The organism is Methylobacillus sp. (genome assembly GCF_036844465.1).
Classification (GTDB): Bacteria; Pseudomonadota; Gammaproteobacteria; order Burkholderiales; family Methylophilaceae; genus Methylobacillus.
This window is the reverse complement of record NZ_DAIUFW010000017.1, coordinates 6,830-17,940: the sequence shown is the minus strand read 5'-3', so window position 1 is coordinate 17,940 and position 11,111 is coordinate 6,830. Positions and strand designations below refer to the sequence as shown.

Here is an 11,111-nt window from a genome sequence, read left to right as displayed (position 1 = left end):
TGTAGCTGTGCAGGAGGATTCTCCGATATCCACAAGGAGAATCCTCCTGCACCCATGCTGTCATTGCTGCTGATATGGCATTACTGAACTGAACGGTAGAAGAGGATTTCCCTTGTCAAATAGGGAAATCCTCTTCTACCAGTAGTGGTTGTTATTATGGCAAGGATGAACTGTAACGGTACAAGAGGAGTTCCCTTTTGGATATCGGGAACTCCTCTTGTACGTTGCTGTAGATGGCATACTGTACTGTTGCTGTAACGCGGATGTTCTGTAGATGGCGGCTGTACTGTTGCTGTAACGCGGATGTTCTGTAACAGAAACAGTAACATGCTCTCCCCGCCACCGGGCTTTTGAAACAGCTCAGCCCTGTTGCTGCACATACGTGATTTGCACGACAATCGTTCTACCAGTGCGTTTCTGTCTACCGCTGGGCTCGCACGATCAACATCATACAATTGCGAATGCTGGTCGAGGATTCCCGTTAGCAGCTACCTTCGAATACCTGGAGCGTTTGCCGGTGCCGATACTGTATGTGCAGGGGAGTTGGTAGCTCGTGCGTCTGTTCCTCGCCCTGTTTGTAGCTACATCATACCAAGGGGTTGTGAATGAGTGCAAGAAGTTGACTGCTATCCATGCACATGTAAACAGTTCTCCCCTGTGTCGCGCCCTGGGATGGTTAGAACATCCCAGGGCTTTCTTCTGCCTGCTACTGGTGGCCGCCTCCACAGGCATGGGTGTTGGCTCAGCCCCGTTGCTGATATGCCTCGATGCGCCGCAAGGAGAAACGCACCCGGAGAGAGGCATGTTCGATGTGACCGTGATGCGATGAGCAGAGGCGATCACCAGTAGCAGGAGCGTGTAGATAACAGGTGACAAGTCGTACCTGTGGTATAAGTATATCGACTGACTAGCCGAGTATCTATACCATCCCTCTCTGAGGTGCAGAATGAGTGCAGGCGTGTACACCATCAATGACATTGCGGATGCGGCGGGTGTATCTTCGGGGCGAGTGAAGACCTGGATCCGATGGCGATTATTGCCTCCAGCCTTGTCGTCATCTCCTGATGGCCGGAACTATACGACTGACCACATGCATCGCGCGGTGCGCCTCCAGGCGTGGTTTGAAGCACGGGTGACCGTGTGTGATCTGGCAGAGCGGCTTGCTGTGATGGGTGATCGCGCACTTGATGTCTGCGCCCCCTATGGTAATGGTGACCTGGCAGGTACGCATGAGCGGGAATAACAAGGTTCGGATAATGGCGGATGGCTCCACACGTGTGGGGGATGAACCGTGGCCACGGGAGGTGCGAGAGCTCGCGTTTGAGCTGTGGTACCTGAAGTTCCATCGCCGCATGCCGCTCGTCCTTGAATACCTCAACACCTTGCCAGATCAGTACGAGGATATGGATGCGGATGATCTGACGGCCTTTAGCCGTGATACGGTGGTGGATGCCCTTCGGAATCGGCCCATGAAGGTGGCAACACTCTATGCCTGGTGTCGGTTGGACAAGTGGGCGGACGAGGCTGAGCGTCGTCACCGCGAACTTGCACCGGCGTTGTTTCAACGCGTGGATCACGATCTGGAGATTGCCTCCATCAGTGCCGCTGAAGCCTTGATTGATATTGTGAAGGATCCTCGCGTCAATCCCCTGACGCGACTGAAGGCGGCTGATTCCATTCTTGATCGCACGGGCCACATGGCATGGACACGTGACCCCGAGAATGGCAAGACGCTTGGGCCGCAGCGCGACTACTCCGGTACCGTCGCTGGCAAGAGTGTTGAGGAGCTCCTGCGTCAGGCGCTCGGCGACGGCGAGGCCTAGCTTGCGTATCTCGGCTACATGGGTTGAGGGCAGAATCTCCGGCAGGAGGGCTTGCGCTGCATGCCAAACAGGATTGAAGGATTCCCCGAGCAGATAGCAACCGTACCAGAGACCGCCTATGAGTGGTTGCTCTGGCGTGAGAAGGTGCTTGCCTTTCGGGAATTGATTCACCGGCAGGCAGAGCAAGGCCCGGCGCAGAAGGCTGCCATTGTTGAGCTTTGCAAGAATGATCCCGTCTTCTTTATGGCGATCTTTGGGGTGTTGCTTGACCCCAAGGGCGAGACTGATCTGCGCGTGGATGAGCATGGGAAGATTGTGGATATGCCGAAGCCACGTGGTTGGTACCCGTGGATTCCGTATCCGTTTCAGGTTGAGACTGTGCGGTGGTATCAGGATGTGCAATCCAGGGATTACGATCCGACAGGCAAGGGCGATGGTGTTGTTGAGAAGTCTCGTGACATGGGCATTACCTGGACCTTTTGCCTGATCGCTGCGCATGAGTGGCTCTTCCTTGACGATGCACTCATCGGCTTCATCTCTCACAAGGAAGAACTGGTTGATTCGGATAAACCGAAATCCATGTTTTACAAGCTGCGGTCGCTGATTGGAATCAACAAGTTTGCGCGTATCCCTGAACGCACGTATGCACCGGATACGGTCTATCATCTCGCGCCGTGTCGGTTGCCGGATTGGTTGGTACCGGGTGGATTTGATCCGAAGCTGCATGATCACAAGCTGAGCCTGAAGCATCCGAGCCGAACGAACCAGATCAGTGGTGAGAGCACGACCAGCCGTACCGGCATTGGGGATCGCCAGTCGGCTGTGTTCATTGACGAAGGCAGCAAGAATGACAAGCTCTCGGATATCTGGTCAGGGCTTTCCGCTGTGACCAATCACCGCTACGTGTTCAGTTCTGCTGATCGACGCGAGGGTGATGGGATGTACGCACTGGTGGAGAAGGCGCGAGCGGCTCGGTATAACCCACGGCAGGAAGGGCCAAGCCTGCTCACGCTGCCATGGCACGCACATCCGCTGCGCGATGATACCTGGTTCGCCAATATGCGGGCGCGGCACAGTGACGATATTGCTGGCTTCGAGCGTGAGTATGAAATCAACTGGAATGCTGGCATTGGCGATTGGGTGTACCCGGCAGCGGCCTCCATCATCCCCGGTGATTATCCATATGATCCATTGGCTGGTGATGTGTATATCACGATTGATCCGGGGCTGCGCGATCCGACCGCGATTCAGTGGTACCAATACCTGCCTGCCACGGGGGATACGTATGCGCTGTTTGATGCGATCACCATCAACATTCCGTCAGCACAATACCTTACTCCGATCCTGATGGGGTGGCCACCTGGCCATGACATGCGGATGGAGCAGGACTATGCCAACAGCCATGATATTCAGGAGATCATGGATGTGATGTGGCAGTTGCGCGAGATGGGCAGGAGCGTCACCTTTGTGGGCGATCCGTATGGAGACAATGCGGGTGGGGCAATGGCCCAGAGTTTCTACACATCGATGTATCTCACATCGCGAGAACTGAACCAGAAGTATCCAGATCTCAAGCCGTTTGAGATACAGGTTATTACCAAGTATGACGAAGGTGCCCGGTATCACCGGGCTCGCAAGGAATCGTTGACGCGATTGCTCCCGCTCCTTCGATTCAATGATCTCGCTCGCGTTCGCTATGTGATTGATGCGTTGCGTGCACACCGATACAAGCCGATGGATACCGGGAGATCGGCCATGAGCGAGCCGAACTCGCCAGTGCATGACTGGACTTCTCACCACGCCAGCGCGGCGGAGTACTTCGCTGTGCTCGTGCGAGGTCGTGAAGTTGCTAGCCTGCCGATGTTGAAGCCGACAAAGACGACTGTTCGTAATCGTCACAAGAAACTGGGATGGGATAGCGCATGGACATGACAGAACTGCCAATGATTCCGGAGGGACTTGTTGACGATGTCACCATGGAGGAATTGGGGAAGGCGGTGCAGGCGGCAATCGATGAGCAGGTAAAATTGCTCACCACCCCGCTGTATCCCCGTTGGTACAAGGAATCCGCTTATCCCGAGCCGGATGCCGGGGAGGCGTTCTCGCGGGTGAAGGTGCTGGAGGGCGAGTTTGGTGCCTTGCGGTCGCATATTGTTGAGGACTACCGCACGCTGCGGATGGAAACCTTTGGTGCGTTTGCCGACTTCAATCCTGACGATGATGATGCCTGGATCGATAGTGGCATCATGTCGGAGATTGAACTGATTGCATATCAGCTGGCTGATTCGGAACTCTCGTTTGATGCACCAGCCACCACCATGGCGGATGAGGATGCATCGGAGCGCAAGATTGATTTTGCGGCAGCGTGTTATGACGATGCCAAGCGGCAGCACTCCACCAGTGGACATGGTTCCTTGCCGCTGGACAAGGCGCGGACATTGCTCACGACCGGGCGGCTGGCATGGCACGTCACGCTCAACCTTGATGCCGAAGATGGCGAGATGCCTTTCAACGAATCGCTGCTTGATCCGGCAACCTGCTTTCCTGTGTTTGAGAACAAACGTGGACTGAAGATCATGGCGCGGGTGTATCCATCGACTGTTGCGGATGCCGTGGGGGCATTTTCTACCAGCGATAACGACCTGAGCTTCTTGTACGAGAGGCGAGACCCACAGGGCAAGTTTCGAACGCGATATCAACCGCATGAGCAGTGTACCGTTACCGAGTACTGGGATCGGAGATGGCGGATCGTCTGGCTGAATGGTGAGATCATCCTTGGTCCGGTGCCGCATGACTATGGCTTTGTGCCATTCGTGTACAAGCTCGGCGGCTTGGGGATGCCGGGCTTCGTGTCTGACCCATCCTCCATGAGCGAACGGCAACTCAACAGCATCAGTGTGCATGGTGGCTGGAATCCGCAAGATGTATCGAATCCAAACAAGGGCATCAGTCTGGTGCGGCTCTTGCGTGCGCCGCACATGCTGCATGAGGCTGTGATGACCAAGGTGATGACCGGGTTCGACAAGTCATTGAATCCTCCTGCCGATGTGTACATGGATGACATGACCTACCCCAGTGGCGTGCCAGAGATCAGCAACGAGAAGAATGCCGTTAACCCGATGAAGATGGGGCGGCAGGAAGTGAGGCCGCGATCGATTGATCCATCGCCGCAAATGATGAATGTGATGCTGGCCGGGGCGCAGGAGAACATTGGGCGCTTGAAGCTACCGCCGACCGCGCACGGTCTCAACGACAAGAGCAATGTGGCAGGATATGCCACCAATGTGCTGAACGAAGCAGGTCAGGTCAAGCTCGTGCCACACAAGCGTGTGCTGGAGGAATTCGAAACCGAGTGCATGGAAATGCGGTTGCGCATGTACCGTGACTGGGGGCATCTGGTGCAGCAGGGGAGTGAGGGTGTGCAAGGCCAGATTACTGTGCCATTTGCGGATGCTGATCCTAACGGCCCTCGGGCGTTCTTGCTGAAGCCACATGACCTGCGTGGTACTGGCATCCGCATGAAGGTGTCGATGCGGAATGTATCGGTGCAGATGCTGGGTGTGATTGGGAATGCTACCAGCATTCTGATGAACGCTGGTCTCATGGACAAGCTGAGCGCGCTGCGCTTATTGCAAGATCCGAATCCGCACCGCACCTTGCGGCGGGTGCGTGCAGATGCGTTGCTGGATGATCCGGTGGTGCAGGAACTGCGTGTGATTGAGACATTGCGGAACGAGGGAATGGACGAGTGGGCCGACTTCTTTGCTGCACGCAAGGCCGGAGGTGGAGCAGAGGCACCGGGTGCACCGGAAGGGATGCCTCCTGATGGTAGTCCTGTAGGGACGGTTGTGGGTGATTCAAACGCGCAGTATGGATTTGGGCCGGGGCCAGGATCAGGGCCGCAGGGGCCAATGCCACCGATGGGAATGGAGTAAGCGATGGTGTCGTTTTTTGATGTTGGGAAGGCAGCCAGCAATCTTACTACACAGCAAAAGGTGAATTTGTATGCTGGGCTCCCCGCGACTTCCGGAGGCTCCGGCGGGAGTAGCGCATCCGGAGGGTCCTCTGGGGTCTCTGCGGCGGGCGGTGGCGGATATGCGGCGCAGTCTTCTGGCGGGGGTGGCGCTTCCGGCGCGGTAAGTTCTGCTTATTGGGGGTGCCCGAGTGGAGCCACGCTGGTAAAGGAGCCGGGTGGAACCGGCAATCTTGTATGTCGATGGAATCATAATGGTGCGTTGTTTGCAGCACAACCGAAGGCACCGACCACGACGCAGCCATCGCCTGGTGAAGGTGACGCAGGAGCGCCGGGAGGGGAGCAGCAGCCTCTTCCGGACGCGCCGATGTTGGGAGTGGATGCACCGGACAAGACGGCGGAGTGGCTACAAGCAGCTGGTTCCATCATGGCGCGTGATCCGCAGGCGATGTTGGCGGTGCGCCTTAAGGACAAGTACGGCGACGATGGAGGCAACTCGCTGTACGGGATGTTGTCGCCATATGCTGATGCCGCCAATGCCTTGTTTATGGGGCAGATGGGGATGAATGCCAACAATGGAACGATTGATGACAACCTGGGGTGGCTGGAAGATTACTGGAACACCTTGCAAACTCCGGGTGCTCGCATCAATACCGGTGCAGCCTTGAATAATATTTTCACGGCAGGAGGAACCGATAGCCCTCTCAATGCCTATCTGACGACAGGTGACCCGAGCCAGCAGGCAAACAGCGCCATAGGTTTGATTCGGGGTGCCGTGGATACAGGCATGTCTCCAATCATGGCTCGATCGATCATGGACAGATTGAATCTGGAACGCGATCGTTACCTGGGTGAATCGGCGCGTGGAAATGCAGTTGGGTCGTTTATTGATTACTTGCGGAGTGCGGGGATCAATGTGGGTCAATTGATGGGGGTAGGATGATGGCCATTGCAAACATGCTGGGGGATAATGCCAGGCGCGATCCGTTTTACAGCTTCAATCGATTCCAGCAAACCCAAGGGCAGGACATGACCACATCGCCAATGGTGGGTGGTCCGAGTGGATATCTCTCCCAGAATCAGGATGCGGCTTACAACCGTTATCTTGCCAGCCTGGGGATTGGGCAGGCGGATATGAATCCGTTTGCCAAGTACATGCGAGACCAGTATTCCCAAACACAGCTGGGGTACAAGACTGCCTTGGCTGAAGACCCGACGCTGTTGTATCAGAATTATTTGGGAAGTATTGGATTCACACCGATGTACAACCAGTTTCTGCGCCTTTCCCCACAGCAACGCGGAGAGAATCAGGGACGGTTTGTTGGGCCGACACGTACGATTGCGGACAACTAGGAGAAAGAATGGCAAGCAAGAGCACCAAGCAATCTGACTTGATGAAGGCACAGGGATCGCGCGGGGTTGATACGGGCCGTGTCATCGCCAATGAGGTGATTGATCGTATCGTTAGCAACTCGTCGCAGGAGTTTCAAGACTATCTGAAGCGTGCAGGTGGTGGAAATGCCAGCGCGAATGCCGCAGCGATGGTGCCAGCGCAATCCATGCCGTCCATGCCAATGGAGGCACCGCCGCTGATGCCGCAGTACCAGCCTCCGATGTCGCAGATGTCATCGCCGTTACCGCAGATGCCGTTGCTTAACCCCTATGGTGGTGGCGGGGCTGATCCGGGGATGGTGGCTGCGCTGAGGGCGTTCGGGCTGATCTGATAGCAGAACTGGCGTGAGTTTGCGCGCCACTTCACGGGGATGATACATGGCCGCAAATATCGGGCAGGCGCTGGGCGCCATCGTCAAGAACAACACTAGTGGTGCGGTGAGGCGCGAGGCGCGTCTCCCCGATCCGCCGGCGCTGTATCCGGGTGGTAGCGATCTTGGCAAGGCGCTAGGCGGGGCGGTTGGCAACGCTGGTGCTTCTGCATTTGGCGAGCGAGTGGTTGGATACGCGCCGCAAGGCAGTTCGATTCCGCCGCCTCCGACATTGTCGTTGGCTGAGGCGCTTGCTGTGAAGGCGGCACAGTTTATGGTGCCTGAACCGGCTGCGTCCAGGGGCGGCTGGAATATGGATCGCATTGATGATGTGCGGCAGTTGCCGCCGATTCCCGTGAGTGAGCGTGCCCGACGAGAGCAGCAGCGTGACGATGCCTTGCCCGTGACGCGCATCCCACGCGAGACTGCTACGGAGGAATGGGGCGTGTATGACGTGAATGGCAGCATGGTTGCCATGCCGTCTGTTCTCGCCGACAGGAATAAGTTGACGACCCCGATCGGAGTGCGCGAGCCAACGAGCGATCCGAAGCTGGTCGCGAACCTCAAGTCCAGTGCTTACAACTACGAGAAGATGCAACCAGCAGCGCTGGCGGGGCTTGATCTGGAATTGCCCAGGATCAAGCGCACGCCAATGATGGATGCTGGAGATGCCCTTGGCAAGAACATGCGAGAGGGTGTCATCTCGACACAAGGGTTGGCCGCGCCGGATACCGGTGATGGCGAATTTATGCTGCTGAAGCACAAGGAAGACGGAAGCGTCATCCTTCGTCCCCGGAAGAGTGGGGAAGAGGCCCTTGCCGGGGGCATGTACAACCTGGTTACGGGCAATGTTTCTCGTGAGCAGGTGCCGGGCATTATGGCATTGCCGGGCATGAGTGATACGGGTGCGATACGTGACAATGCCGAGGTGCGTGATTCGACACAAACTGAGGCTGCTGTTGCCGCACGCGATTATGACCACGCGCTTGCCAACCAGCGATTGCGTGAAGTGGCATCACGGGCAGATGTGGTCGAGATCGACGGTAAGGCATATCCGCGGGGGACGACGGAGCCAGTGCCCGTGCTTCGGACAACGGGCTATGACCTGTATGGGAAGTCGGGGACAACAACTGACGACATCCCCGTGCCCCCTGATGGCTGGGCATGGGTGAGTGATGGTAAAGAGGCATGGCTGGTTCAGGAGCAATATGATAATCGCGGTGTTTTGATAACCCCCAGGGGAACCGAACGCATTGAGTCCCGCGCTGAAAAGCGAGACACTCTCCTCACCAATATTGAAGATATGGCGACTGATACCTTTGTAACCGTGCTGGAGAAATCGATCAATGGCGCGATGAAGGTGAGCTCGGCGATCGTTCCGCAGAAGCTGAAGAGTGCGTGGGATACCTACATACAGGAGCCCATGACAATTATTCTGATGGCAAAGATGCCAGAAGGCCGATTGCGGAATATGTTGTTGACCGCAATAGAAAACCCGATTGCGGGAGCGTTGCTGTTTGTCAACTGGGGTGGGGACAAGAATGTTGATCTCATCACAGATTCGATTCTGTATCCCGGGGAGTCTCGCCTGGCCGATGCGGCGCGATGGCAGCGACACGCGCCATGGGTACGTGAGTATGCTGACTTCATTGAGGCGAATGAGGATGAGGCGCGGCGTATTTACGAGCATGGCTGGGATGCTGACGGCGATGACATCCCTGATGTGACCGGTGGGGAGGCGGTGGCGCAGTGGTGGCATGACACGGAGTTAGTGAATGCTCCTGGTGGTTCGGCAACGTGGCTGATGTTCCTGATGCTCACCGACCCGTTGACATGGGCGGCTGGCGTCGGCGGTATTGGCAAGGGTGCGACCTCGACGTTACGGGCGGCACGGCTGAATGCGACAACGCCACGAGCGGCACGGCTACTGCATCTGGCCGAACGAGGCACGGGCGCGTTGACAAAGACAGCCCGGATCGCAGAAGACATTGGCGACCTTGGCTTGCGGCCATTGCTGGAGGGGATTGGCAAGGCGAGTAGTAAGGGCATCCCATTGCCCGGTGGCCGGAGAACTCGGCCGCTCAATCCGCTCGTATCATCCGCACGAAAGGGTGAGCATGTGGCGGATGCGCAATCCGCAATTGGGAACCTGATGCGACAAGAGGGGAGCGCTGGCGGCAATACCGTGGGCGGGTTGGGCACGCTGGAAGTTGATGCGCAGGGGAATGTGGTGTTGCGCCTGCATGAGCGCAACATGACCGCAGCGGAGCGGCGGACAGGAGAGAAGCCGGCTGCGGTTGACCAGGCAGAGATCGAGCGTATTTACGATGAGGCTGTAGGGTTGCAACCGGGGGAGAGTATCCCGACCGGGCGGAATTCTCGTGCCGTCAAGACCGAAGATGGTTGGCGCGTAGAAACATCTGACGGGCAGGTGGTGGAGAGCCAGACGCTTGCGGGTGCGCTGGGGCAAGAAGAGCAGTCGCTTGGTCGCTGGTTCCAGCGACCGTTGCCACCGCCTGGGAGCGACTTAAAGCCGCGCTACATCGATATGATGAACAAGGAGCGGCTGTACAGACCTGTGCGCGATGTTCTTGGGGGCGAGTGGGGGGAATCGATTCGGGTGCAGCGCCTTTCTGATACGCCGGGGACGGATGTGCCGAATACATCGCACCTGAATGAATCGGACAGGATGGCATGGAGGACGATGGAGGTCACGAATTCCATTGATCCTACTTATACCAAAAGCTGGGAGCGCAATATCCAGGGTGGTGACACCCTGTATCAGCTGAGCGAGATTTTCCGCCGGACTGATTATGCGAACGCGATGCGGTACTGGGAGGCGATGACGGGGAAGGCGGCATCTCCCGTGCCGCTTCACTTCGGACAGGGGTTCATGAGCAAGCGCCCGATCGTGTCGTTGGGCAAGGTGGCGAGCAATGTGACTGACGCCAATTCCCGAAGCGTGATGCGGGCGAATCGTGCTCTTGACAATGTGTACGCGCGATTGCGTTGGCACCCGGAGGATATATACAAACCAGAGTTTGCGACGATTGTCGAGCAAGCCGCCAAGCTTGATGTGAACTTGCGCGAGCGTGGACTTCGTTCATCTGGTCCCGGATGGGCGTTTGATCCGATCACGACGCTGATCCCTGATGATGCTCCGGTGAAGTTGAGCCGCAAGGTGCGTGCATCCGGAGCGTATCGTGCGCCAGAGTTCTCGCAGGTTCATGATGCTGGGGATTTTGTGGGTCGCACCACGCTTGATCCTGAGTTGGATATCCATGTGGATGTGCATGAGATTGCGTTGCAGTCCGTGCCAGAGGAATGGCAGGCATCATGGATTGGCAATTTGCCAGATGGGCGCGACTGGATGGACTCGTGGTATCGCGCTGATGTGAACAGAGCGGGAGTTACCGAGCTTTCAACCTACGGCCCGACTTCCGAGTTGGCGCGCAAGGTTGCCATTGATACTGCCACTGCGCGTGATCTCGTTGATGCGGATACCGTGCGGGTGGTGGCCGGGGTCGCGGATATTACTCCGGTGGATTACGT

Annotated in this window: 8 protein-coding genes; all 8 read left to right on the top strand. The window is 56.9% G+C overall.

Annotated elements, in window-relative coordinates; all coding sequences use genetic code 11:
* Nucleotides 1-946: 946 nt before the first annotated feature.
* On the top strand, nt 947-1,243 hold the full coding sequence (locus V7Z75_RS13130; RefSeq protein ID WP_334109114.1) for a MerR family transcriptional regulator: 297 nt from the start codon (nt 947-949) through the stop codon (nt 1,241-1,243).
* Nucleotides 1,188-1,823, top strand: coding sequence for a hypothetical protein (locus V7Z75_RS13125; protein ID WP_334109113.1), 636 nt, complete (start codon nt 1,188-1,190; stop codon nt 1,821-1,823). Before V7Z75_RS13130 ends, V7Z75_RS13125 begins: the two co-directional genes overlap by 56 nt.
* A gap of 60 nt (nt 1,824-1,883) precedes the next feature.
* Nucleotides 1,884-3,755 carry a hypothetical protein gene (locus V7Z75_RS13120; RefSeq protein WP_334109112.1) on the top strand — a complete coding sequence of 624 codons (1,872 nt, stop codon included), beginning with the start codon at nt 1,884-1,886 and terminating at the stop codon, nt 3,753-3,755.
* Complete coding sequence (locus V7Z75_RS13115; protein WP_334109111.1) at nt 3,752-5,758, top strand: hypothetical protein; 2,007 nt, start codon at nt 3,752-3,754, stop codon at nt 5,756-5,758. Before V7Z75_RS13120 ends, V7Z75_RS13115 begins: the two co-directional genes overlap by 4 nt.
* Before the next feature lie 300 nt (nt 5,759-6,058).
* Nucleotides 6,059-6,739: a hypothetical protein gene (locus V7Z75_RS13110; protein WP_334109110.1), complete on the top strand. Its 681-nt coding sequence runs from the start codon at nt 6,059-6,061 to the stop codon at nt 6,737-6,739.
* Entirely contained in the window at nt 6,736-7,149 is a 414-nt protein-coding gene (locus V7Z75_RS13105; protein ID WP_334109109.1) for a hypothetical protein, read from the top strand. Before V7Z75_RS13110 ends, V7Z75_RS13105 begins: the two co-directional genes overlap by 4 nt.
* Nucleotides 7,150-7,157: 8 nt before the next feature.
* Nucleotides 7,158-7,520, top strand: coding sequence for a hypothetical protein (locus tag V7Z75_RS13100; RefSeq protein WP_334109108.1), 363 nt, complete (start codon nt 7,158-7,160; stop codon nt 7,518-7,520).
* Nucleotides 7,521-7,566: 46 nt separating this feature from the next.
* A partial coding sequence (locus tag V7Z75_RS13095) for a hypothetical protein (protein WP_334109107.1) occupies nt 7,567-11,111 on the top strand: 3,545 nt, incomplete at its 3' end.

Coding starts and splice junctions, on each gene's coding strand:
- V7Z75_RS13130 (WP_334109114.1), top strand. CDS start 947: ATGAGTGCAGGCGTGTACACCATCAATGACATTGCGGATGCGGCGGGT.
- V7Z75_RS13125 (WP_334109113.1), top strand. CDS start 1,188: ATGTCTGCGCCCCCTATGGTAATGGTGACCTGGCAGGTACGCATGAGC.
- V7Z75_RS13120 (WP_334109112.1), top strand. CDS start 1,884: ATGCCAAACAGGATTGAAGGATTCCCCGAGCAGATAGCAACCGTACCA.
- V7Z75_RS13115 (WP_334109111.1), top strand. CDS start 3,752: ATGACAGAACTGCCAATGATTCCGGAGGGACTTGTTGACGATGTCACC.
- V7Z75_RS13105 (WP_334109109.1), top strand. CDS start 6,736: ATGATGGCCATTGCAAACATGCTGGGGGATAATGCCAGGCGCGATCCG.
- V7Z75_RS13100 (WP_334109108.1), top strand. CDS start 7,158: ATGGCAAGCAAGAGCACCAAGCAATCTGACTTGATGAAGGCACAGGGA.